Source organism: Chelativorans sp. J32 (genome assembly GCF_000518985.1).
GTDB lineage: Bacteria > Pseudomonadota > Alphaproteobacteria > Rhizobiales > Rhizobiaceae > Chelativorans.
Window position 1 is genome coordinate 22957 of record NZ_JAEQ01000017.1, and the last position, 22756, is coordinate 45712.

General features: G+C 59.1%; 25 protein-coding genes and 1 tRNA gene. 17 read left to right on the top strand and 9 right to left on the bottom strand.

What is annotated here, in order from left to right; genetic code table 11:
- Window positions 1-204 precede the first annotated feature (204 nt).
- Window positions 205-1659 (top strand): TrkH family potassium uptake protein, encoded by a 1455-nt coding sequence (locus CHEJ32_RS0118640; RefSeq protein ID WP_028035139.1) that lies wholly within the window; start codon window positions 205-207, stop codon window positions 1657-1659.
- Here the strand turns inward: CHEJ32_RS0118640 and CHEJ32_RS0118645 are convergent.
- The 3 genes from CHEJ32_RS0118645 to CHEJ32_RS0118655 form a co-directional block, all read right to left on the bottom strand.
- Window positions 1582-3573: a murein L,D-transpeptidase gene (locus tag CHEJ32_RS0118645; RefSeq protein ID WP_028035140.1), complete on the bottom strand. Its 1992-nt coding sequence runs from the start codon at window positions 3571-3573 to the stop codon at window positions 1582-1584. The genes CHEJ32_RS0118640 and CHEJ32_RS0118645 overlap by 78 nt on opposite strands.
- Window positions 3574-3779: 206 nt before the next feature.
- Complete coding sequence (locus CHEJ32_RS0118650) at window positions 3780-4415, bottom strand: pyridoxamine 5'-phosphate oxidase family protein (RefSeq protein WP_028035141.1); 636 nt, start codon at window positions 4413-4415, stop codon at window positions 3780-3782.
- Window positions 4405-4758 carry a gamma-butyrobetaine hydroxylase-like domain-containing protein gene (locus CHEJ32_RS0118655; RefSeq protein ID WP_028035142.1) on the bottom strand — a complete coding sequence of 118 codons (354 nt, stop codon included), beginning with the start codon at window positions 4756-4758 and terminating at the stop codon, window positions 4405-4407. Before CHEJ32_RS0118655 ends, CHEJ32_RS0118650 begins: the two co-directional genes overlap by 11 nt.
- A gap of 141 nt (window positions 4759-4899) precedes the next feature.
- On the opposite strand from CHEJ32_RS0118655, the gene moaA reads away from it, so the two are divergent.
- The 9 genes from moaA to CHEJ32_RS0118700 all read left to right on the top strand — a co-directional run bounded on the left by moaA (window position 4900) and on the right by CHEJ32_RS0118700 (window position 12760).
- Entirely contained in the window at window positions 4900-5907 is a 1008-nt protein-coding gene (gene moaA / locus CHEJ32_RS0118660) for a GTP 3',8-cyclase MoaA (RefSeq protein WP_028035143.1), read from the top strand.
- 84 nt (window positions 5908-5991) lie between these two features.
- A complete protein-coding gene (locus tag CHEJ32_RS0118665) occupies window positions 5992-6936 on the top strand; it encodes a DMT family transporter (protein ID WP_028035144.1) in 945 nt (314 codons plus the stop codon).
- Between the two features lie 3 nt (window positions 6937-6939).
- Window positions 6940-8145: a multidrug effflux MFS transporter gene (locus CHEJ32_RS0118670; RefSeq protein ID WP_028035145.1), complete on the top strand. Its 1206-nt coding sequence runs from the start codon at window positions 6940-6942 to the stop codon at window positions 8143-8145.
- 11 nt (window positions 8146-8156) lie between these two features.
- Entirely contained in the window at window positions 8157-8765 is a 609-nt protein-coding gene (gene mobA, locus CHEJ32_RS0118675; protein WP_028035146.1) for a molybdenum cofactor guanylyltransferase MobA, read from the top strand.
- A complete protein-coding gene (mobB, locus tag CHEJ32_RS0118680) occupies window positions 8762-9265 on the top strand; it encodes a molybdopterin-guanine dinucleotide biosynthesis protein B (RefSeq protein ID WP_028035147.1) in 504 nt (167 codons plus the stop codon). Before mobA ends, mobB begins: the two co-directional genes overlap by 4 nt.
- A gap of 117 nt (window positions 9266-9382) precedes the next feature.
- Window positions 9383-10168 carry an ABC transporter substrate-binding protein gene (locus tag CHEJ32_RS0118685; RefSeq protein ID WP_028035148.1) on the top strand — a complete coding sequence of 262 codons (786 nt, stop codon included), beginning with the start codon at window positions 9383-9385 and terminating at the stop codon, window positions 10166-10168.
- A gap of 160 nt (window positions 10169-10328) precedes the next feature.
- Entirely contained in the window at window positions 10329-11042 is a 714-nt protein-coding gene (locus CHEJ32_RS0118690; protein ID WP_028035149.1) for an ABC transporter permease, read from the top strand.
- Window positions 11039-11869: an ABC transporter permease gene (locus CHEJ32_RS0118695; RefSeq protein ID WP_028035150.1), complete on the top strand. Its 831-nt coding sequence runs from the start codon at window positions 11039-11041 to the stop codon at window positions 11867-11869. Before CHEJ32_RS0118690 ends, CHEJ32_RS0118695 begins: the two co-directional genes overlap by 4 nt.
- Window positions 11870-11890: 21 nt before the next feature.
- A complete protein-coding gene (locus tag CHEJ32_RS0118700; RefSeq protein ID WP_028035151.1) occupies window positions 11891-12760 on the top strand; it encodes an NAD(P)-dependent oxidoreductase in 870 nt (289 codons plus the stop codon).
- A gap of 34 nt (window positions 12761-12794) precedes the next feature.
- Here CHEJ32_RS0118700 and CHEJ32_RS0118705 read toward each other — a convergent pair whose 3' ends face one another.
- The 4 genes from CHEJ32_RS0118705 to CHEJ32_RS27935 all read right to left on the bottom strand — a co-directional run bounded on the left by CHEJ32_RS0118705 (window position 12795) and on the right by CHEJ32_RS27935 (window position 15244).
- Entirely contained in the window at window positions 12795-13286 is a 492-nt protein-coding gene (locus tag CHEJ32_RS0118705; RefSeq protein ID WP_028035152.1) for an Lrp/AsnC family transcriptional regulator, read from the bottom strand.
- Between the two features lie 90 nt (window positions 13287-13376).
- A complete protein-coding gene (locus CHEJ32_RS0118710; protein WP_028035153.1) occupies window positions 13377-13991 on the bottom strand; it encodes a uracil-DNA glycosylase family protein in 615 nt (204 codons plus the stop codon).
- Window positions 13992-14003: 12 nt separating this feature from the next.
- Window positions 14004-14615, bottom strand: coding sequence for a glutathione S-transferase family protein (locus tag CHEJ32_RS0118715; protein ID WP_028035154.1), 612 nt, complete (start codon window positions 14613-14615; stop codon window positions 14004-14006).
- A gap of 20 nt (window positions 14616-14635) precedes the next feature.
- A complete protein-coding gene (locus CHEJ32_RS27935) occupies window positions 14636-15244 on the bottom strand; it encodes a thermonuclease family protein (RefSeq protein ID WP_028035155.1) in 609 nt (202 codons plus the stop codon).
- A gap of 67 nt (window positions 15245-15311) precedes the next feature.
- Here CHEJ32_RS27935 and CHEJ32_RS0118725 point away from each other — a divergent pair, with 67 nt between their 5' ends.
- Window positions 15312-16823, top strand: coding sequence for a HAMP domain-containing sensor histidine kinase (locus tag CHEJ32_RS0118725; protein WP_028035156.1), 1512 nt, complete (start codon window positions 15312-15314; stop codon window positions 16821-16823).
- A 2-nt stretch (window positions 16824-16825) separates the two neighbouring features.
- Here CHEJ32_RS0118725 and CHEJ32_RS0118730 read toward each other — a convergent pair whose 3' ends face one another.
- The gene (locus tag CHEJ32_RS0118730) at window positions 16826-17797 is read right to left on the bottom strand and encodes a nicotinate-nucleotide--dimethylbenzimidazole phosphoribosyltransferase (RefSeq protein WP_028035157.1); all 972 of its coding nucleotides are present in this window, start codon (window positions 17795-17797) and stop codon (window positions 16826-16828) included.
- 111 nt (window positions 17798-17908) lie between these two features.
- On the opposite strand from CHEJ32_RS0118730, the gene CHEJ32_RS0118735 reads away from it, so the two are divergent.
- Window positions 17909-18145, top strand: coding sequence for a DUF1289 domain-containing protein (locus CHEJ32_RS0118735; protein WP_028035158.1), 237 nt, complete (start codon window positions 17909-17911; stop codon window positions 18143-18145).
- Window positions 18146-18148: 3 nt separating this feature from the next.
- The gene (locus CHEJ32_RS0118740) at window positions 18149-18847 is read left to right on the top strand and encodes a TIGR02281 family clan AA aspartic protease (RefSeq protein ID WP_028035159.1); all 699 of its coding nucleotides are present in this window, start codon (window positions 18149-18151) and stop codon (window positions 18845-18847) included.
- An 11-nt stretch (window positions 18848-18858) separates the two neighbouring features.
- Here the strand turns inward: CHEJ32_RS0118740 and dusA are convergent, their stop codons facing one another.
- Window positions 18859-19881, bottom strand: coding sequence for a tRNA dihydrouridine(20/20a) synthase DusA (gene dusA, locus CHEJ32_RS0118745; RefSeq protein ID WP_034658769.1), 1023 nt, complete (start codon window positions 19879-19881; stop codon window positions 18859-18861).
- A gap of 337 nt (window positions 19882-20218) precedes the next feature.
- Between dusA and CHEJ32_RS28085 the strand changes: the two genes are divergently transcribed.
- The 4 genes from CHEJ32_RS28085 (at window position 20219) to CHEJ32_RS0118770 (ending at window position 22751) form a co-directional block, all read left to right on the top strand.
- Complete coding sequence (locus tag CHEJ32_RS28085) at window positions 20219-20476, top strand: DUF982 domain-containing protein (RefSeq protein WP_371179812.1); 258 nt, start codon at window positions 20219-20221, stop codon at window positions 20474-20476.
- 23 nt (window positions 20477-20499) lie between these two features.
- Window positions 20500-20892: a DUF982 domain-containing protein gene (locus CHEJ32_RS0118755; RefSeq protein WP_245261192.1), complete on the top strand. Its 393-nt coding sequence runs from the start codon at window positions 20500-20502 to the stop codon at window positions 20890-20892.
- 61 nt (window positions 20893-20953) lie between these two features.
- Window positions 20954-21029, top strand: a tRNA-Thr gene (locus CHEJ32_RS0118760).
- Window positions 21030-21710: 681 nt separating this feature from the next.
- A complete protein-coding gene (locus tag CHEJ32_RS0118770; RefSeq protein WP_028035164.1) occupies window positions 21711-22751 on the top strand; it encodes a sodium:calcium antiporter in 1041 nt (346 codons plus the stop codon).
- The last annotated feature ends 5 nt before the right edge of the window (window positions 22752-22756 follow it).

The window sequence follows — 22756 nt, forward strand, 5'->3', positions numbered from 1 at the left end:
CGATCATCAGATCATGTTGGTCTCGCCCTGCAGCATTCTGCATGGCTTCCACATCAATAGGTTTGATCCCCCTTCTTCTGGGCTGTACCTATCACCCGTAATTTCGTGCCATACCCTGCGCCTGCGATTCTCGAGAAGGAAGAGTGGGCGCCAGCCGCGAGAATTCCATCGACTGGCGCCAAGCATCAATCTGGAACCAATCAAGTGCACGGTATCGTCGTCCGGGCAGCCGCCTATGTAGCCTCCGTCTTTTCCCTCTATATCGCGGCGGTGATGCTCATTCCCGCGGCGGTTGATCTTTATTACGGGCATAGCGACTGGCAGATATTCACTTTCTGTGCCCTGGCCACGGGTGCAGTAGCGCTGACTGTTGCCGCGGCAACGCGCGGGCGCGCTCCGGTAAGATCCACCCGATTGGCATTCTTCGTCGTGGTCGTGCTGTGGGTGACGTTGGCCGTCGTGGGCGCGCTGCCGATCTATGTCGCTCTCGACATCAGCTTTGCCGGCGCGATCTTCGAATCGGTATCGGCAATAACCACCACCGGCTCGACGGTCATCGTCGGCTTGGACGACCTGCCGCCCGGTGTCTTGCTTTGGCGCTCACTTTTGACCGGCGTCGGCGGCCTGGGTGTGGTCGTCCTCGGCCTCTTTTTCCTGCCGCTTCTCAATGTTGGCGGGTTCTCGTATTTCCAGATCGAATCCTCCGATATCGAGGAGCGTCCATTCGACCGGTTGGCGAGCTTTCTGCGTGCCCTCGTCGCCATCTATGTCATCCTAACGGTGCTCTGCGCCCTGGCTTATGCAATGGCAGGCATGAGCACCTTCGATGCCATCAATCACGCCATGTCGACGCTCGCCACCGGAGGGTTCTCGACCCACGATGCCTCTTTCGGACATTTCGAAGACAATTGGACCGTATTGTGGGTGGGGACGATCTTCATGATCTTGGGTGCCCTGCCCTTCTCGATCCTGATCCTCTTTGTCGTGCGCGGACGTCTGGACGCCCTGCGCGACCCGCAGATCCGCCTGTTTCTTGCCTATACCGCTGTCATCGTCATCGCGGTGGCGGTGCATCGGCGCGTCGTGAACGAGGTTCCGTTTGGCGAGGCTCTGACAAGCTCGGCCTTCAATCTTGTCTCGATCATCACCACGACGGGTTTTGCGAGCGAGGATTACACGCTCTGGGAGCCGTTCGCTGTCATGATGGTCTTCTTTGCGACATTTCTCGGCGGATGCTCCGGCTCAACCTCCGGAGCCATCAAGGCTTATCGCTTTTTCGTGCTCGGACGCATGCTGCAGAACGGCCTGCGCACGCTCATCTACGGACGCTCCGTGCAGCCGCTCCGATATGGCAGCCGCATCATCGACGAGGAGATGCAGCGCTCCGTCGTCCTTTTCATGATCGCTTTCTTTGCCGTATGGGTGGGCGGTAGCGTGCTGCTTGCGGCGGGCAATATCGACATTGTTACGGCGCTTACAGCATCGCTTACGGCAGTAACCAATGTCGGGCCGGGGCTAGGCCCGATAATCGGGCCTGCCGGCAATTTCTCGACCTTGAGTGATTACGCCCTGTGGGTTCTTTCAGCCTGCATGCTGCTCGGCCGCCTGGAGATTCTTGCCGTTTTCGTGCTTCTCACGCCCACTTTCTGGCGCAACTAGGAGTGTTCCGGATCCCAGCAAGCGGATATTCTCCACCGCCTCCAGAGCCTTTTCCAGATGAGCGTCACGCTCGTAAATGTCGGAATGATAGGAGATGCGACCCGAAGCTTCCGGCCAGGCAGTGAAATAGCCGACATAGACCGGGATCTTCTCTGGCGCGTTCCTGCGCGCGTTGCGGCCTCTTTCTATGTTGGCTGCGACTTCCTCTTCTGAGATGCCCAGCACGGCAGCAGCCATCGCACGCGGATCCTCCAGTCGCACGCAGCCGTGGCTGAAAGCCCGGCTGTCGCGGGAAAAGAGCGATTTCTCAGGGGTGTCATGCATGTAGATGTCATGGGCGTTGGGGAACATGATCTTGAGCTGTCCGAGCGCATTGCGTGGACCGGGAGGCTGGCGCACGCCGAAGGGCACGTTGGAGCCATAGGCGGCCCAGTTGATCGAAGACGATGCAATCCGCCTCCCCCGCTGGTCGATTACCTCGTATCCGGCGCGATCGAGATAACCGGGATCACGGCGAAGCTTCGGCAACATCTCGTTGACGATGATCGAGCGCGGCACGCCCCAGTAGGGATTGAATTCCACATATTCGATTTCGTCACGGAAAAAGTAGGTCTGGCTCGCTGGCTTGCCGACCACGGTTCGCATGGAAAGCTTTTCAGTGCCGTCCGCTATATAGCTGGCGGTGAAGGACGGCACGTTGATCATCACGCGCGTGCTTTCGAAATATGAGGGCAGCCACCGCAGCCGCTCCATAGCAAGCGATATTTTTCTGATGCGGTTCGCCTTCGGCTCGCCGGTCAACGCTCTCACGGTACGTGAGCCAACGACGCCGTCGGGGTTGAGATTGTGCTGCTTCTGGACTGTCTTGATGACGGGAACCAGATCTTCCGCATAGGTTTCGCTTCCCAAATGCGCAGCCAGGACGGCTCCGTGCTTGGCCCTGAATTCCTCGTCGGCATTGTTGTCTATGGCATGCAGGATCTTTGAAAAATCAGGATGGCTTGCCCCCGGACGGACTAGAATGTCCGGCGCGATGGCGACCTGCTCCTGTTCTTCTCGGCCCTCCATGCGCAGCGTGTCCAGTTCTGTGCGCAGGGCCGCGAAGGCTTCGTTTTTCGGATGCAGCGATTCGAGATAGGTGGCAGGCTTCCCTGCCGCCGCCAGCACTTGAAGCACCAATTTCTCGTCGAAGCGCTTGCGGGTAAAGTCGTGATAGCCCGACAGTTTGTTCGGGTCGAGACGGCCAAGCTTCGCATCGCGGGCATAGCGTAAGGCGCGTGCCGAAAGCATCATCTCGAAGCGGATCAGCGCGCCGTTTCGCAACGAGGAATCGGCTGCCTGCGAGTTCAGGGCGATCGGCGCATGAACGGCATAGTCCAGATGGGAGAGGCCGAACGTATCGGCATTTCCCAACACATCCAGAACTTCGTCCGCCCGCTGGGTCGGGCCGGTGTCATCCACCCAAATGAAGCGGGGAGAGTTGCTGTAATGCTGGACCAGCGCCTCGGCGATGCTCTTCTCTGTAAGCAAGTCAAAGTCGGAGAGCCCGTTCAATGCTGCGAGGAAGCGAGGGTCGGCATTTCCCCGCTTGTCTGAAAGCGCTTCGGAAAGCCTCGAAAAATCGACTTTGATCAGCGGATCCGGTTTGAAAGTGTAGAAGCTCGGTGCCGAGATTTGCGCGGCCGGTTTGCTGACGGGCTGCTTGGGCGCTACGTTTGCACCCGGTGTTGCCGCGTTCCGCCTCTCCTGCCTGTCTTCGCGCATGGGCTGAGTCGCTGTCCGATCCGGAGTCCGGTTCTTGAACAGCATGTCGAACAGGTAACGCTCGGCCCCGGCCGGATGCGTTGAGGAGTACAAGGCCGCCGTCAATACGAGGGCGGACAAAATTCCACGTTCTAGAACCCGCTTCGTCACTTGTCTTCTCCCGCCGGGTGACAGCACTAGATCGACTCCTACGCAGGCCTGCAAAAGACGCACGACTACGACGGCCGGCGGTTGAATTGGGCTTGGATCAGCGGAGCCTTAAACCGCACGATGGCTCCGTTCTGTAACTAAATAGTAAAGAACAATTAACCTCGTTGTGAATAGCGGGCCATTTTTGGGCGCGTCACTAAGGCCCGCTACCACATGGTGCTTGCAGCGCGTTTTGGCCATTCTTCATCATAGTGCTTCCCGTCTATCGCCCCCCGGCTAAGCTCATCGAGGATAGCACCAGGCGAAGGCAGACTCTTCGGGTCCACCTTTGCCGCATCTTCCCAGAGTCGGGATCTGTGGATCGCACGGGCACATTGGAAATAGACGCTGTCGATAGAGATCACGACAACGGAACGCGGCGCCTTCCCTTCGACCGTGAAAGAGGAGCGTAGGTCGAGACTGACCGATATCTTTGCGCGGCCATTCACCCTCAAAGTGGTGCCCGAGCCCGGCACCATGAAAAGCAGCCCTACCCGCCCGTCGCGGATGATGTTCTTCAGCGAGTCAGCCCGGTTATTGCCATGCCGGTCCGGCATCAGAAGGGTGCGTTCGTCGTGGATACGCACAAAGCCGGGCTGATCACCGCGCGGCGAGCAGTCGAGGCCTTCTGGTCCTGCAGTGGCTAGCGTGACGAATGGCGAGGCCTTTATGAAGGCTGCATAGGCTGGAATGATGTGATCTATTTCCTTGACCAGAGAGGTTGTCCCCGGCTTGCCATAAAGCGTTTCCAACTCCTCGACCGTTTCGATGACGTCCGAACGAGCGAGTGTCTCAAGGCTCACGGCTTAATCCTTTCTCGTTAAGCTCCTGGAGATAACTCTGCCAGAGCTGCTCGCGCTCGTGGCCAAGCTTCGCCAGGTAAGCCCAGCTGTATAGCCCGGTTTCATGACCGTCATTGAACACGATACGAACCGCATAGTTTCCGACGGGCTCGATGCGCGTGATCTCCACATCTTTCTTTCCGGAGACCGTCACCCGCTGGTCCGGTGAATGGCCCTGCACCTCCGCCGAAGGCGACAGCACGCGCAACATCTCGGCGCTGATGGGCATCGGCTCGGCGCCCGAAAAGCTCACCGTAAGAAGCTTCCGGTCCTTCGAAACCCTCAGTTCGTCCGGTGGTCGCATTTGCTTCTCCACACTCCGTGTGAGCGAATCGCAGCGCGAAAAGAACAGATTGAAATCATTGCAGCGAAAGAGCCTGAGGTGCTAGCCTTACTTGAAAGATGGTGCTTCAGACCCGAAATGGGCTGGAGGAAGAGGAAAAGAATGAAAGACCGGAGCAGCATGATCGATCCTTTCGGGCGCGCAATCACCTATTTGCGCGTATCGGTGACGGACCGCTGCGACTTTCGCTGTGTGTACTGCATGGCGGAGGATATGCATTTCCTTCCCAAGAGGGATCTCCTGAGCTTGGAAGAACTCGACAGGCTCTGCACCGTCTTCATTGAAAAAGGTGTGCGGCGCTTGCGTCTCACCGGCGGCGAGCCTTTGGTGCGCAAGAACATCATGCATCTCGTTCACCAGCTTTCGCGTCATCTCAAGGCGGGAACGTTGGACGAGCTCACATTGACGACCAATGGATCGCAGCTCGAGCGATTTGCCGCCGAACTGGCGGATTGCGGCGTCAGGCGGATCAACGTCTCGCTCGATACGCTCGACCCGGTGAAGTTCCACGCCATCACCCGCTGGGGTGTTCTTGATAAGGTGATGCGCGGCATTGATGCCGCGTTGGCGGCTGGTCTCAAGATCAAGATCAACACCGTGGCCCTGCGCGGGTTCAACGAACTTGAAATACCTGAAATCATGCGCTGGGCGCATGGGCGGGGCATGGACATGACTGTGATCGAGACCATGCCTCTCGGTGAGGTGGATGTCGACCGTACGGACCAGTATCTGCCTCTATCGGAACTCCGCGCGAACCTGGAACGTCAGTTCGATCTGACCGATATTCCCTACAAGACGGGGGGCCCGGCGCGCTATGTCGAAGTTGCCCAGACAGGCGGCCGATTGGGCTTCATTACGCCGCTGACGCACAATTTCTGCGAAAGCTGCAACCGCGTCCGCATCACCTGCACCGGCACGCTCTATATGTGCCTCGGCCAGGAAGACGCCGCCGACCTGCGTGCCCCCTTGCGCGCATCGGAAGGAAACGAACTTCTCTCCCAAGCCATCGACGAGGCGATTACCCGCAAGCCGAAGGGGCATGATTTCGTCATCGACAGACGGACGCGCCGGCCGGCCGTTTCGCGTCACATGAGCGTTACGGGCGGCTGACAGTCGTTTTGCTGCGCTGGACCGATTGCCTTCCCCCGGATTTCGGTCATAAGCAGGGCTTACGGATCCGATCTTGGAGTCGAAGTGCCCATCAACGCGAACCTGCGTGGCGCGCTGTATATTGCTGTTGCGATGTCCAGCTTCACCACCAACGACACCCTTATGAAGTCAGTCTTGCCTGTCATGAATATCGGGCAGGCAATCCTGTTGCGGGGCGTCATTGCAACGGCGTTGCTGTCTCTTCTGCTGCTGCGTGCTGGAACTTTCCCTCCTCTCAGAACTCTCGCCAATAAGGCAGTTCTCACCCGCGTCGTCTGCGAAATGGCGGCTGCGGCCACCTTCGTCTTCGCGCTGCTGCATCTGCCGATCGGCAATATCACGGCCGTGCTGCAGGCGCTGCCGCTGGCCGTGACCATGGGAGCTGCGCTGCTCTTTTCGGATCCGGTCGGCTGGCGGCGCTGGAGCGCGATTACGGTGGGCTTCCTGGGTGTCCTTATTATCGTCCGGCCTGGATTTGAGGGGTTCAGCGGCTGGTCGCTTCTCGCGCTTGCGACCGTAATGTTCTGCGCCGTCCGGGATCTTTCCACGAGGCTGATACCTGAGGACATTCCTTCCGTTTGGGTGTCCATCGCGACATCAACCGGCGTGACGCTCACTGGAGTGGTTATGATGCCTTTCACCGGTGGCTGGAGCGCGGTCGGGCCCGTGCCGCTCCTTTTCCTGTTTGTGGCCGCCATGTTTATCGTGGTGGGGTATCTATTCGTGATCAAAGCGATGCGGGAGGGTGACATCTCATTCGTAGCTCCCTTTCGTTACACGGCTCTCCTATGGGCGATCCTGCTCGGTTATCTGATCTTCGGCGAGGTCCCGGATGGCCTGATGCTCGTGGGATCTGCTCTCGTCGTCGCCTCGGGCCTCTATGCCCTTTACCGGGAGCGTGTTGCAGGTCGTGGCCGCCCCATTGCGGAAAGCACCGCGCCGGAACCGGCCGCCGAGCCGCTCGGAACAAAGTCCATTTCTCAGTCGTAGCCTATGATATCTCGCCTTCTTGATAAAAGAACACCCCCGCATATCCTGACGCTAGTTGCCGTTGCGGCCACGGCTTCCTCCGCCACCAATATATTTCTGCCTTCCTTGCCCGGAATGGCTCAGCATTTTTCGGCGGATTACGGATTGGTGCAATTGACTGTCTCTCTCTACCTCGCTGCGACAGCAGTGTTGCAGCTCGGGATAGGACCAGCCTCCGATCGGTTCGGGCGCCGACCGGTAATGCTGGTCAGCTTTGCGGTCTTCTGTGTCGGAACGATTGCAGCCGTCTATGCACCCACCATCGAGGCGCTGCTTGCATGCCGTGTCCTGCAGGCGTTCTCCGCCGCCGGGCTGGTTCTGTCTCGCGCGATCGTACGCGATACGGTGGGTGCCGACGAGGCTGCGAGCCGCATCGGTTATATCACCATGGGCATGACGCTCGGGCCGATGATCGCACCGCTCCTCGGCGGTATCCTCGACGAGGCCTATGGCTGGCGTTCCACCTTCGTCTTCATTTTCGGCTTCGGGATCTTTGCTTTCGCCATGACCTATCTCGATCTTGGCGAGACGAATGCACGCCGTTCTCCGAACATCACCGCGCAGTTCCGCGCTTACCCCGAACTGTTCCGCTCCCATCGGTTCTGGGGCTATGTGATCACGGCTGGTTTCGCAACGGGCGCGTTCTTCGCCTTTCTTGGCGGCGGACCATATGTAGCCACGGAGATTCTCGGTCTTTCTCCTTCCGCCTACGGGCTCTATTTCGGCGTGGTCTCTCTAGGATACATGTTGGGGAACTTCATCTCCGGACGCTATTCCCGCGCAATCGGCATCAATCGCATGATGCTTCTGGGGAACGTGATCGCTGCGGCGGGCCTGGGATTGTCGCTCCCCTTGTTCCTGGCAGGCTTCCATCATCCGCTTTCCTTCTTCGGCCCCACCTTCTTCCTGGGGATGGGCAATGGCATCACGCTTCCAAGCGCGAATGCGGGGGTGGTGAGCGTCAGGCCCCATCTGGCAGGCTCGGCATCGGGTCTTGGCGGCGCATTGCAGATCGGTGTAGGGGCGGCTTTGTCAGTGCTTGGCGGAGCGCTTCTCTCGCAGGAAACGGGACCCTATCCGCTGCTCATTCTCATGTTCGTCTCGTCGATATTCGGCGTTGCAGGGACGCTTTACGTCATGCAAGTTGCCAAGACGAAGGGCGACCTCTGAAGAACCGGCGCATGGGCAGGATCGCGGGCGTCATTCTGGCAGGCGGTGCCTCCTCCCGCATGGGCGGAGGAGACAAGTCCCTGTGCTTGGTCGCCGGCCGTCCAATTCTGGCGCATGTGATCGAGCGGTTTTCATCCCAGGTCGATGCGCTGGCACTGAACGCGAATGGTGATGCAACGCGTTTTGCCTCCTTCAGTCTTCCTGTTTTGCCGGATCCTCTGCGTGATCTCGGGCCCCTTGGCGGCGTTCTCGCGGGCCTTCGCTGGGCGCGCGATCAGGAGTGTGCATATCTGGCGACAGTCGCCTGCGACACGCCGTTTTTTCCCAGGAATTTGGTGGAGCGTCTCTCGCAACGCCTAAATTCCCGGGCGATCGTGCAGAGCCGCTCGCGGGATCGTATCCACCCGACATTCGCGCTCTGGCCCGTTTGCCTGCACGGCGATCTAGAGACATTTCTGCAGCGAAACGGCGCCTCGTCCATGCGCGCCTACGCGGGCACGCATCAGCAGTGCTCAATTGTGGATTTTCCGGATATTGCTGCTTTGGATCCGTTCTTCAACATCAACACGATGGACGAACTGGAAATGGCGGAACGAATGGCCGGAACGCTAGAGAAATGAAAGTATTCGGCATCACTGGCTGGAAAAACTCCGGGAAGACGACGCTCACAGCTAGGCTCACCGAAGAGTTCGTGCGCCGGGGCTACAGGGTATCGACGGTCAAACACGCCCACCATTCCTTCGATATCGACCAGCCCGGTACCGATTCCTTCCGTCACAGGCATGCCGGTGCAACGGAAACGGTGATTGTTTCCAGCAGCCGCTGGGCTCTCATGCATGAATTGCGCGGTGAAGATGAACCTCTCCTTTCCGACCTTCTTGCGCGGCTTTCTCCCGCAGACCTGGTCCTGGTGGAAGGTTTCAAGAAGGAAATGCACCCCAAGATCGAATGCCGCAGGCTCGCGGCAAAGGATCAGAAGCCGCTTGCGGATCTCGTCCCGAACATCGTCGCGCTCGCCAGCGATCATGCGGTGGAAACGGATCTCCCCTGCTTCAGCTTGGATGACGTAGCAGGCATCGCGGACTTCATTCAAAGCCGGATGGAGCTTGAGGCGAGCTAAATGTCCTCGTAATAGCAAAGCTTTATGGTTGCATTTCCTTTGCGAAGGGTGGGAATATCCACGCCAAGCCTCGGCGTCTGACAAGAAGGCCGGGTATCAAGAACAGAGAGGAACATGATGCGTATCACACGGCGTATTGCACTCGGTCTTTCGGCCGCTCTCCTGGCGCTGTCGGCCGGCGTGTCACAGGCGCAGGAAAAGATGCAGCTCAAGATCGGCACCGAGGGCGCCTACCCGCCTTTCAACTATCTCACAGCTGACGGAAAGCTCGAAGGTTTCGACGTCGACATCGCCCGGGCGCTCTGTGAGCAGATGAATGCGGAATGCGAGTTCGTCACCCAGGACTGGGATGGCATGATTCCGGCACTCCAGGCCGGCAAATTCGATGCCATCATCGCTTCCATGTCGATCACCGACGAGCGTAAGCAGCAAGTCGACTTCACCAATAAGTACTACAACACGCCGCCGGCGATCGTCGTGCCGAAGGACTCGGAAATCGCCGGCGTGACCAAGGAGGATCTAGCCGGCAAGACCATCGGCGCGCAGGGATCCACAACGCATGCGAATTTCGCGGAAGCAACCTTCCCCGACAGCGATATCAAGGTCTACCCCACGGCCGAGGAATACAAGCTCGACATGGTCAACGGCCGCCTCGACGCGGTGATCGACGACGTGATCGTGCTGCAGGACTGGTTGAAAACGCCGGACGGAGAATGCTGCAAGGTGCTGGGCACGCTCACGCCGGTCGAGGAAATTTATGGCGAAGGGATCGGCATTGCCATCCGCAAGGGCGAGGATGACCTGAGGGAAAAGTTCAACGCTGCGATCCAGGCCATTCGTGAAAACGGAAAGTACAGGGAAATCAACGACAAGTACTTTGATTTCGACGCGTATGGTGGTTAAAGCCTTAGTCTGATCGGGATATCGGCGGCGGGAGAAATTCCGCCGCTTTACATAAGTGGTGTACGAGGCGGCAGCAGCCGCGGTGCCGGCCGGGGAACATTACTCTTTTGCCGGGAATTGATCGGCACGATAGGGGGCGAATGAAGGGCGCGATCGGGAGATGGATGGCATTCTGACCCTCCTCAGTTTCGGCCCGGATGGGTGGAGCGACGAGATCGCACGAGGGGTGCTGGTTACCGTTTCACTTGCCCTTGCCACCCTGCCCTTCGGCCTTGCCGCGGGTTTTGTGATCGCCCTGGGCAAGATTTCGGAAGAGCCGAGCCTCAGGCTCGCTGCCAATATCTATACCACGATCTTTCGCGGTCTTCCGGAGCTCTTGACGCTTTTCCTCGTCTTCTATGGGGCGCAGATTGCGGTACAGCAGATCGTGCGCTTGTTCGGCGTTTCCGCAGGCATTGAAATCAATGCGTTCGTCGCGGGTATGGTGGCGCTCGGTGCCGTCTTCTCTGCCTATGCTAGCGAAGTGTTCGTGTCGGCTTTCCGCGCCATTCCGGCAGGGCAATATGAGGGGGCCTATGCCGTTGGGCTCTCGCGCTGGCAGACCATGCGGCTCGTCATCCTGCCGCAACTGGTCCGGCTGGCATTGCCGGGGCTCTCCAACCTGTGGCTGATCCTTCTCAAGGAAACTTCGCTCGTTTCAGTGATCGGGCTTGCCGATATCCTCCGCCAGACCGGCGTTGCGGCGCGCGTGAGCAAGGAAGCGTTCCTGTTCTTCGGACTGGCCTGCCTCCTCTATCTGGGGCTTGCCGTGCTCTCATCTTTTGCATTCTCAGCGATCGAGCGGCGCGTGTCCGCAAGTGGACCGACGCGATGAGCATAAGCCGTACCGCAGATCTCGACGATCTTCCGCCACCTGCGTCGGTCAAGCGCTGGACGACCGCGCGCATCGCTGGTTTTGTGCTGCTGTCGCTATGGGGGCTGCTGGGAGTCGGGATCCTCTATTTTCTCATCGCGTCATGGAATCCGGAGCTTTTGGCGCGCTACGCCCCGAATTATCTTTCCGGCCTCTGGATCACGATCAAGCTCGTGGCGATCTCGGTGATTGCCGGCGCGGTTCTGTCCGTGCCAATTGCCATCGGCCGGCGTTCTCGGAACCGGGTCACTTCCGCCTTAGCCTATGGTTATGTCTACTTCTTTCGCGGCACGCCGCTCCTCGCCCAAACCTTCCTTATCTACTACGGACTGGGGTCCTTTCGGCCGCAACTGGAGGCCGTCGGGCTTTGGACCGTCTTTCGCGATGCCTGGTTTTGCGCGGTTTTTGCTTTCACCCTCAACACCGCTGCCTATCAGGCGGAGATCCTGCGGGGAGCGGTCGAGAGCGTTGGGCGGGGCCAATGGGAAGCCGCATCGGCACTTGCGCTGTCGCGTTGGCAAACCCTGCGGAAGATCATCCTGCCTCAAGCAATGCTTGTGGCGCTCCGTCCTTACGGCAATGAAATCATCCTGATGATCAAGGGGTCGGCCATCGTTGCGATCATCACGGTGTATGACCTGATGGGAGAGACGCGCCGCGCTTTCTCGCGTACCTTCGATTTCCAAACTTATATCTGGGCCGCCCTCATCTATCTCGTTCTGGTCGAATTGCTGCGGATCCTGACGGACCGAGCCGAGGGACGGCTGACGCGGCACTTGCGCCGCTAATCTGCACAGGAGGAATGCCGAATGGCAAAAGTTGCATTCATCGGGCTCGGCGTGATGGGATATCCCATGGCGGCTCATCTGAAAAACCGCGGCGGCCATGACGTGACTGTCTATAACCGCACGACCCCAAAAGCGGAGAAGTGGGTGGCCGAACACGGCGGCGCCTTCGCGCGCACGCCGGCAGAGGTCGCCAAGGACAAGGATTTCGTCTTCGCCTGTGTAGGCAACGACGAGGACTTGCGCTCCGTGACCACTGGGCCCGATGGGGCATTTCAGTCGATGAAGCAAGGAGCGATCTTCGTCGATAACACCACAGCTTCGGCGGAGGTCGCACGGGAGCTTGCGGAAGAAGCACAAAAGCGTGGCTTCTGGTTCGTAGACGCACCTGTTTCAGGCGGCCAGGCGGGCGCGGAAAACGGCGTTCTTACGGTGATGTGCGGTGGCGAAGCCGGGATCTTCGAGAAGGCGAAGCCGGTGATCGAATCCTATGCACGCATGGTTGGCCTGATGGGTCCCTCTGGCGCAGGCCAGCTCACCAAAATGGTGAACCAGATCTGCATAGCCGGCCTCGTCCAGGGTCTTGCGGAGGGCATTCACTTCGGCAAGCGGGCCGGCCTTGATATCGAACAGGTGGTCGCAGTGATCTCGAAGGGCGCGGCCGGCTCCTGGCAGATGGAGAACCGCCACAAGACGATGAATGAAGGCAAGTACGACTTCGGTTTCGCCGTCGATTGGATGCGTAAGGATCTGGAGATCTGCCTCTCCGAAGCGGATCGCAATGGCGCAAAATTGCCGGTGACGGCTCTCGTCGACCAGTTCTACAAGGAGGTTCAGGAGATGGGTGGGCGCCGCTGGGACACGTCCTCGCTGCTCGCGCGCCTTGAAAGATAGAAAGAGCGCCCGAGCGCCGCTCGGGCCAATATCCTTAAACGGCCGCGCTCGCGGGTTCCTTGTCTAGGACGATGTAGTCGAGCGGCAGTTCCGTCGTATATTTGATCTGCTCCATGGCGAAGGCCGAAGAGACATCGCGGATCTCGATCTTCGAAATCAGCTTCTTGTAAAAAGCATCATAAGCCGCGATGTCCGGTACGACGACGCGGAGAAGGTAGTCTACGTCGCCGCTCATGCGGTAGAACTCGACGACCTCCGGAAATTCTTTGATGACCTCCGAGAACCGGCGAAGCCACTCATGGCTATGCGCGTTGGTTCGGATCGAAACGAAAACAGTGACGCGCGCGTTCACCTTGACCGGGTCGAGGACCGCAACCCGCTTCCTGATCACGCCCTCCTCCTCCAGCTTCTGGATGCGGCGCCAGCAAGGCGTGGTCGAGAGACCTACCTTCTTTGCAATATCGGCCACAGCCAAAGTGGCATTTTCCTGCAGCAAACGCAGGATTTTTCGGTCAAGGCGATCCATCAAAAACTCCGGCAGAAATTTTTTCCTAAAATGGAGCATTCTCCTGCCGCAAACAAGAAAAATTTTCTCCCCCTGGGGAAAGGTTGCCCGTCAGATCAGCGCTCCGATCTCTCTCCTCAACGCGGGCAGAAGCTCCGTCTCGAACCACGGGTTTTTCTTGATCCAGCTTGTATTGCGCCATGAGGGATGGGGTAGAGGCAGTTTCCGCGGCTTTGCGGATGATGCAAGAATTGCGTGCCAATCGCGGACGGTCTCGGTCATGCTCCCTCGTCTCTGATCGCTCAAGTGCCAAGCCTGAGCATATTGGCCTACCGCCAAAATCAACTCGATCTGCGGCAACTCAGCCAAAAGGCGTTCGCGCCACTTTGGAGCGCATTCCCGTCGCGGTGGCAGGTCCGATCCGTGTTTGTCATAGCCCGGAAAGCAAAACCCCATGGGTATGATGGCAAACTTCTCTGCATCGTAGAATTGCGCGCGATCGACGCCCAGCCATTCTCGCAGACGATCGCCCGAACGATCAGCAAACGGCAGCCCAGAGGCGTGTACCCGTGTTCCCGGTGCCTGACCAACAATCAGGATGCGGGCGTTTCGTGATGCGACAACCACGGGGCGGGGCTCGTGCGGCAAGGGGAAACCCTGGGGCTGGTCCCTGCACAGCCGGCAAGCTCGAATCTGATCGAGCAGGTTCTCGAGTGTGTCAGTCATAGGAGGGTAGTCTCAGGCCGTCGCGCTCGGGCGGGTCGCCACATTATCATACCAGCGAGCGACATTGGTAAGCCCTTCCGGCATGGCGATGCGGGCAGGCTTCAGGAACTGAACGGCGACCAGCGCCGTGATATCGGCAATGCTGAATTCCTCTCCGGCAATAAAGGCATGTTCGGTGAGTTGGCCGTCGAGATGGCACAGGAATTCCCGTGCCTTTCTCTTGTTCACCTCTCCCCATTCGGAAACCTGCGGAACCTCCCACTCCCGCATCGCCGGGTGCAAATGGCGAAATGCTGCAGAAACGGTGCCAAGGAGCCCGAACTCCACCCGCCTTTGCCACATTTCCACTCGCGCACGGCCAAGTGCACCGGTGCCGAAAAGCGCAGGCTCGGGAGAAAGCTCCTCGAAGTAGCGGCAGATCGCGACGGATTCCGTGATCACCGTTCCATCGTCAAGTTCCAAGATGGGGAGCCGTTTCAACGGATTCAGCCGTGTCAGTGCTTCGCCGCGGTGCTCCAAGGCGGCCATGTCCACCGGCACCAACGGCACGTCGATTCCCTTCTCGGCGAGGAAGATGCGCACGCGTCGTGGATTTGGAGCCCTGCCACCGTCGTAGAGCTTCATGCCGCTCATGCTCCTTGCCCTTACACCATCCCGGCGATCTGCTTCAGGAAATTGAAGACCAATCCGAGCCAATCATGCCGCGTTTCCTGAGGCGCCTTCTGCTGCTGGCGCCAATCACTCGGAGTCTGGAATCTGCCGGCCCACAAGCCCTTTCTGGCGTGTCGCGCGGCAGCTTCCTCCACGGCGTAATCACCATAGGAGACTGCCCAACCCATTTCCACCATGGTTTGGCCGAGATCCCTGCCTTCGACCTCGCAACGCGCGAGAACCCGGCCGTACCGATCCCGCTCCCATCCGCTGCACGAGACGGTCCCAGCCGAGGCGAGTTTCGCCAAGGTCTCTCTCGCCTGCCGGCCGCAGGCATAGGATCGCCCGGCCATTGTGCATTCCTGATTGTACTCGGGAGCGTCTATACCACGAATGCGGATACGTTCGCCGTCAACGGTCAGGCTGTCTCCGTCATTGATCCTGACTGATCCAGAAAAGTCTCGTGTCGCAATCTGGTCGAGCCTTGCTGCTGTGAGCGCAAGAAGGGACAGGAACCCGATGGAGAACAGAATATCCGTCCATCGACGCCACCGGCTCGGCCTAGGTCTACTGCGCCAATAATTTCTACGACTTACACGCATTGCCTGAAGGGTCTCTTAATTATTCGCGCATATTTTGTAGCGCCATGCCGCAATTGCGAAGCAATCTATGGCGCTAAACCAGGATTATATAGCGGACAAGTCCATCGTGGGCCGCACCAAGCCATATCGCAAACGCGAGATTGCGGCGAGCGTTCATCGCGCCCGCGAAAGGCTTTTGCCCTCGGCAGGCAGTCGAACCTTTGACCGTGAGATGCTGAAGATCCATGCGCGCACTATCATCAGGAGCGCGCCTGCGATCCTTATCTTACTGTTCCTGATCGGCATCGCAGGTCTGACCGTCGGCCCGGCACGCGAAATGTTCATTTGGGGCCTGTTGAGCCTGGCGGGCTATATCTCGCTGTATCTCTTCGCGCGCCGCGTCGACAGGCTCTCGATAGAGCAGATCGATACCCGCCGGCTATACGTCCAGTTTTGGATCATGCATTTCATAAGCGGCGCGAGCTGGATCTATCTCGTTTCCTTCGAGTGCAGCTGCGGTGTTCTCGACTTCTCGTTCTTTGTGGCGATCGTGCTCCTGATGATGATCGCTGTCACCGCGCTTGTTTGTTCTTCCCTGCGCGGCGCAATCCTCCCAAGTTTTGGAGTGCCTGTCGCCATACATGCAATACAGCACCTGGCCTTTCCGCTTGGGGTGGCCCCGATTATGGCGCTGCTGTTGATTCTCTCCCTACCCTTCTTCGCGCATGTGGCCCATCACCGCAACCGGGCTGCAGCCAGCCTCCTTAGCTTCCGCAGTGAGAACGAAACGCTGATTGCGGAGCTGGAAACGGCCAAGGCTGTTTCCGATGAAGCGCGCCGCCGCGCGGAGGAAGCCAATCTGGCCAAGTCCCGCTTTCTCGCGTCGATGAGCCACGAATTGCGGACTCCTCTCAACGCGATCCTCGGGTTTTCCGAGGTGATGGCGAAGGAGGTCCTTGGACCGGTCCAGAACGATACTTATCGGGAATATGCCAAGGATGTCCATCAATCAGGGCAGCACCTGCTCGCACTGATCAATGAGATTCTGGATCTTTCTCGCATCGAGGCCGGGCGGTATCAGCTAAACGAGGAGCCTCTCGCGCTCGCCGATGTCGTTCATGAATGCTGCCGCATGATGGAACTCAAGGCGAAGGCGAAGGGAATCAGGCTGATCCAGCGGTTCGAGCCGACGCTGTCGAAACTTTCCGCTGACGAGCGAGCCCTGCGGCAGATCACGCTCAACCTGCTTTCGAATGCAGTGAAATTCACACCCTCCGGCGGCGAAATTCGTGTTCGGGTTGGTTGGACAGCCGGAGGCGGCCAATATATCTCGGTCCAGGACAACGGTCCGGGAATCCCGAGCGAGGAAATGCCCTTGGTCCTTTCCGCCTTTGGGCAGGGCTCCTTCGCCATAAAAAGTGCGGAACAAGGGACGGGCCTGGGACTGCCTATCGTTCAGGGGCTCGCAAATCTCCACGGGGGATTGCTGCAGCTGAAGTCAAAGCTGCGGGAGGGAACCATTGCGACGGTGATATTCCCGCGCAGTCGGGTGGTCGATGAACCGGTTTTGCCCTTGCATCAAAAAAGGCGCGCCAGCTAAGGTCAGGCGCGCGAGCGTGCATTCACCTCGGCCATTCCTACCGAGATGTCCCCTGCCCCGCGGACCAGGCCTGCCGCAAGCGCGCCGGCAACGCCGCCGCTCTTGAGATTGCCAAGGCTGAGAACGGGCTGCAGGCCGAGCAGAGCCGAAACCTGCCGATGCGTGTCGCTTTCGGCATTGGCGAGAAGGCAGTGCTCAAGGGAGTTCCGGTTCAAAGCATAGAGAACCGCCGCTGCTGCTGTGGCGGCAAGCCCATCGAGGATCACTGCGATCTTCTGTGCCCGCGCCGCGAGAATAGCGCCTGCGAGCGCTGCGATTTCCCTTCCTCCCAGCCGGCGCATTGCTTCCAGGGGGTCGCGAAGGTGGCTTTGGTGAACTTGCAGCGCCTGTTCCACGACCACCCTCTCCTGCTTCCCGATCGAGGACCATCCGGAGCCGTTTGGCGGCAGTATGGCGCCAAGGAGAGCAATGGCGGATAGATCGCTCGCGCGATCCACGGTGCCAAGGCAAATGAGATCGGGACCGGCCGCAATCGCCTCCATGCCGAAGGCCATGGTGGCCGCAGCCGCTCGCTCGTCTAGAGCAGGGCCCGACGAGAAATCCTCGACGGGTAGATCCAGTGCCAGGTCGAATACGTTCAGACCGAGATTGCCGCTTGTGCAGAGCTGGCTGACGGGTGCTGCCCCCGCGGCGATCGACTCCACCTTGGCGCGCGCTTCGCGGACGGGATCGGTGACACCCATCTTCAAAGAAAAAGCATGGGTTGCGGCGAAGAGCGCCACGACCGGGCGTGCTACCCGCGCGGGCACGCGACCGGTGACCGCAGCAAACCACTGGCCGATGTCGCCCAGGCGCCCAAGCTCATCTCCCCCTGACGAAAGATCCGCGCCTACCCGCGTCGCCGCCCCCGTGTCCATGGCGGGAAGCGCTGAAATCAGGTTACGGATGTCGTCAAATGGCAGGCCGCTTGTCATATCATTGTCTCCTGAGATGGTGCCGGGCATAACGGCAGCGGGCAAGCATGGCAATGCCGCAGCTTGCTTCTACCCGTCACGCCCCCCATCTCCTCAGCAGAGGATCGTATGATGACCGCCATTGAATCCCCTTGCGTTCTGGTGTGCTCGATAGACGAAAGAACCGGCTTTTGCCTCGGCTGCGGACGCACGCGCGGGGAGATTGCCGCTTGGCTCTCCATGACGCCAAGGGAGCGCCGGGCAATCATGGAGAGCTTGCCGGCGAGGCTCAGCGGCAAGGAGGTCCGCCCTCGGCGCGAAACGCGGCGCCGCTCGAGACTTGCACGTGAACGCGCAGAGGGGTCGTAAGCCATGGGGCTGTTCTGGATCATCATAGCCGTCATTCTGGCAGGTGTAGGGCTGCTCATTGCTTCTCACGACAGCGGTACTGTCTTCGGCATTGCGAGTGATTCCTTCGCTTCTATGCTTTATCTTGGCCTTTGGGCGGCCGTGCTTGTGGTCGGTGTCTTTGCCGCACGCACCCGGTTCCGCCACGCCTCACGCGACCTAGCCTATTGGCTCTTGATCCTTCTCGTGCTCATGACGGGCTACCAGTACCGCTATGAATTGCAGGACGTGGCAAGCCGACTGACCGCGGGCTTGATCCCGGGTAGCCCAATGAGTGTTTCCGGTTCCGAACGCGCCGCAGTCATGATCGACAAAGCGGCGAATGGCCATTTCGAGGTACGGATGCTCGCAAACGGCGTCACGATCCTGGCCGTTGTAGATACAGGCGCAACGACGACAGTTCTCACCTCGCAGGATGCTGAGCGTGCTGGAATCGATGCGAGCAGGCTCGATTATTCGTGGCCGGTAATGACCGCGAATGGCCGGGCCATGGCTGCGCGCGCCCGTCTGGATTCGCTTCGGATCGGCCCTATCGAACGTAACGACGTGACGGTGCTCGTTGCAGCACCTGACCTGCTCGAGCAGAGTCTCTTGGGAATGCAGTTCCTGAGCAGCCTGTCGAGCTTCGAGATGCGAGGCGATCGCCTGATCCTGACGGATTGATCGCCTGCAGGTCAGGCTGCCTCTTCTCGCGCATCCGTATCCACTTCGGCCAGGGCGCGGTGCAGCACCCCGGGCCCGGCACCGGGGCGGGTCGCATCCGTTGAGAGGATCTGCCTGAATCTCCGTGCGCCGGGCCGTCCGTGGAACAGTCCGGTCATATGCCGCGTGATGTGTGACAGGCGACCTCCGGATTCGATATGCCTGCCGGCATAAGCGGCCATCGTCTCGACCACCTCCGCAAGTATCGGAGCTTCGCGCCCGTCGCCATAAATGCTGTCATCGACATCGGCCAGAATGCCCGGTGTGTGGTAGGCGGCGCGTCCGAGCATCACACCGTCCAGATGCGCGAGATGATCGAGCGCTTCACCGATCGTCTGGATGCCGCCATTAATGCCGATGAACCTGTCCGGATTGGCCTCCTTGAGCCGATAGACACGGCTATAGTCGAGCGGCGGGATATCTCGGTTCTCGCGGGGGCTCAGCCCTTGTAGCCAGGCCTTTCTGGCATGAACCCAGAGCGCATCGGCACCTGCCGCGAAAACCACCTCGGCCAACCGGTCGAGCGCTTCTTCGGGATCTTGATCATCGACACCGATCCGGCATTTCACGGTAACGGGTATCGAAACGCTCTCCTTCATCGCCACCACGCAGGCACCGACGAGTTCCGGCACTTTCATCAGGCAGGCGCCAAAAGTACCCGATTGCACCCGGTCCGATGGACAGCCGACATTGAGGTTTATTTCATCATAGCCGAACGAAGCCCCGATACGTGCTGCTTTTGCGAGCTTTTCCGGGTCGCTGCCTCCCAGTTGCAGCGCCACCGGATGTTCTTCTGTATTGAACCCGAGGAGCCGTTCCCGATTGCCGTGAATAACCGCGTCCGCCACCACCATCTCGGTGTAAAGAAGAGCGCGCCTGGAGAGCTGCCGATGAAAAAAGCGGCAGTGGCGATCCGTCCAGTCCATCATTGGCGCGACGGCGAGAACCCGCGCGTTGTTATAGATTTCGGGATAAGGATTTCCGACCTGGCTCATAAAGTATGCTCGTTGACTAGGTGCCGCCGATCAGCGGCCTTCCTTCCATATAGTGTCTGTCAGGGCAAGTTGGCCAATTCCCCCTTTGAGAAAGCACAATCGCACCAGAGAGCGCAAAGCGTTCTTTACCCTGCCGCGCGATAGCCTGATTTCTCGACTGGCAGGTACCTGCAATATCTGCGAGGCGGGCCTGGAATTTGATAACGCATACATGATTGTCAGTTGCGGCGCCAAACATTGTCGGAGTTCAAGCGCCGCGCTAGATTTCTATCTCCGCCCTGCGGAGAAGGAGCGCGTCATGTATGCTGCGCAATTCGCGTTGCCGGTTCGCATCGTAATGCGGCCCGGCGAACCGGTGACTGAAATATACAGTGCCGAGGAAGCACTCGAACTGCTGATGGCCTGGCCGACCCAAGAGGGGCGCATCTTCAACCGCGCGTTGGAGGCTTGCCTTGCCGCGAGTGCCGATCCTGGATTGGCAGAAGATGCACGAAGGCAGTTCGTCGCTTTCGCCAACGCATCCAGCATCATGGCGAGAGACGTTCCGCTCGACAGCCTTTATGAAAATGGCGAACTGAAGCCGCTTTATCGCTGATCGGCGATACCCAGAAAGATCGAATGGAACTCGATCGCACCTCGTGCATTGATACGCATTCGGGGTTGATTGCGAGCAGTGTCATGCAGATCAGTGCTGTCCATGCGAGCGGCCGGGAAAGCCGTCGCAAGGTTGAGAAGAGAGCTGGTGCGCGATCAACGACCACGCTTCGGCACCGGTTGTTCCACAAGGCAGTGGTGATCGAGCGGCGCCGGCTTGATCGGGATCGCGTGATTGTGAATACCAAGGTCGCCTTGGATGCGCTTCTCCACGAATGGCCGCTGCCTGAGTGTCCCCAGCGAAAGCGGGCCTTGAAGGCGTGCCTGGCAGTAATGCGCGGAGAGCAGGCGCCCGGCGTGGCCCGGCGTGCCCTCATTGTCGCGGCGAAGGCCGCCAGGATCCTGCGCGAGGAATAGCACCGGCTTCATTCGAGAAGTCGTTTTACTTGTGCGCTGATTGTGCTATGCGCCTGTCCATGCCCTTGTAGCTCAGTTGGTAGAGCACCTGATTTGTAATCAGGGGGTCGCGGGTTCGAGTCCTGCCGGGGGCACCAGAATCCTTTATACAGCAATGCGATCCTCCGCTCGTGGGGCGGCCGGACGAGTTCGTCAGGCGCCTCACAGAGCTTATCTTTAACGGTCCCTCGCCTATCAATTTTGGTGAGGAAATCGGCAGCCCATTGGGCAGCTAAACTTTTCCACGAAACCGAGTAGGATTCGCCGTTGTCGACAGCCGCCGTCGGGCTCCCGAAGGCTTTTCCACACCAGTCGCGGCGTCGCCACAATTCTCCGGGTTTGATGAACAACCAGGTTGGCAGTCCATCGCCGCACCTGGGATGGGAGGCCAGAATGGCCATCACCGAAATGCCTGCCAGAGGCTACTTCCGGAACAGGCGCTTTTTTACGCGATTGATGAGCAGCACCTCGGAACTTGTTTCAGACGTCAGAGCCCACTTTCTGGCCGCTGACATACGGCAGCAATTGCTTGATCTTGCCCCTGCACAGCCGGGCGAGCTTAGTCACGCTGAGCCTCCCGTGCCGGCGAGCAATCCCAGAGAGGCCCTCGTCGCCAATCTTATTGCGATGAGGTAAGCATCTGCTCCCGTGAAAGTCCTGAGCGCTGAACCTGCTGAGGCTTTCTACACGGCCGCGCATATCACTTGCCAGGATCCCGCGTGGGATCAATCAGCCCAGGAACGCATTCCCCATGCATCACCCATCTTGGGGATGTTCGAATGCCGCTGGCCAACGCGCAAGAATTTTCGATCTGGATCAATGCTGCGTGGTTTCTTGGCGCCAGCATCGTTGTGTGGATCGGGGGCGTGCGGCTAACGATTTACGTAGATCGTATCAGCGGGCTCACCGGGATTGGGCAGGTCTTTTCCGGAATGCTCCTGCTTGGGTGCATCACGTCCCTTCCAGAAGTTGCCAATGCCATAACGGCCGCGAGTACGGGAACTCCTGCGCTTGCGATCAACAACATTCTCGGCAGCGCCGCGATCAATGTGTTCTTGCTGGCAATCGGAGACGGGTTCGTCCGCCGCGACGCGCTGACCTCCGTGGTGGCGAGTCCGGCGACACTCATGATGAGCGTCCTCTGCATGCTGGTGCTGATCCTTGTTGCCATTGCAATCACGACCGGGGATGTCCTCCTGTTCGGCGTGGGAGCGTGGGGACTTGCCCTCGCTATCGTCAGCGTCGTGTCCTTCTGGATTTCATCAGGCTATGGCCAGCGAAGCCCCTGGAGTGTGTCCGATGAGGAGAAAGGGTCAAAGATGGAGGAGGGCGAGATCGATGATGGGGGCTCTCTTTCCGAGGCGTTATGGAAGGCCGCCCTCGCCGGTGCGGCTATTTTTGTGGCCGGATATATGCTGTCTCAGACCGGTGATGCGTTGGCGCAGCAAACCGGTCTCGGTGCCGGGATGGTCGGCTTCGCGCTGATCGGGATTGCGACCTCCACCCCGGAACTCAGCACCATCGTGCAGTCCATCCGCATGGAAAGATATGAAATGGCCTTTGGCCAGGTCCTTGGCACAAATTTCGTGAACCTTTCGCTGATTGTTCTAACTGATGCTGCTTTTTCGGGCGGCCCGGTGATCAACACGCTAGGGAGATTTGAAGTCCTCTCGTCACTGCTGGGGGCGGCATTGGTCGGCATTTTCATGATCGGGCTGCTCGAGCGAAGAGATGCCGTTATCTTTCGGATGGGATACGATTCCTTTGCGGTGATCGTGGTTTTCGTCGCTGGCCTGGGTGCTCTTGCCCTTATTCAGTGAGGATG